The organism is Flavobacterium sp. JAS, assembly GCF_020991455.1.
In the GTDB taxonomy this organism is placed as follows: Bacteria; Bacteroidota; Bacteroidia; order Flavobacteriales; family Flavobacteriaceae; genus Flavobacterium.
In genome coordinates this window covers 1-497 of sequence record NZ_JAJMOX010000054.1, presented here as the reverse complement: position 1 = coordinate 497, position 497 = coordinate 1, and the positions used below count along the sequence as shown (strand labels likewise).

Genomic DNA, 497 nt, shown 5'->3' with positions numbered 1-497 from the left:
ATTAGCATCCCATATATTGGACTGGGGATTTTTGTCTTAATCATCCTTATTATCATCATTTTTACCAAAATGCCCAAAACAGCACATGAAGATAAAATGTCTATTGGAGAATCTTTTAGAAAGTTATTTGCCAACAAAAATTATAAACATGGTGTTTTAGCGCAAGCTTTTTATGTAGGTGCACAAATTATGTGTTGGACTTTTATTTTTCAATACGTAGACAACATCAATAAAACATTCGCATTAGAATTAACCGCTACATATTACAACATAACGGCCATGCTTTTATTTTTATTAGGCAGATGGGTTGGAACGGGCCTTATGAAAAGAATAAACCCTTCCAAAATATTAATGGTATTTGGTATTGGAGGTGTTTTATGTGCAGCAGGAGCAATTATTTTACAAGGTATGCCTGGATTAATTTTTTTGGTTTGTATTTCTATCTTTATGTCTATTATGTTCCCAACGATTTATGGTATAGCTTTAAAGGATATGGG

At 32.2% G+C, this 497-nt stretch carries 1 protein-coding gene; it reads left to right on the top strand.

The annotated features are described in order from the left end of the window. Positions 1–69: 69 nt before the first annotated feature. A partial coding sequence (locus LPB88_RS23705; RefSeq protein ID WP_230718276.1) for an MFS transporter occupies positions 70–497 on the top strand: 428 nt, incomplete at its 3' end.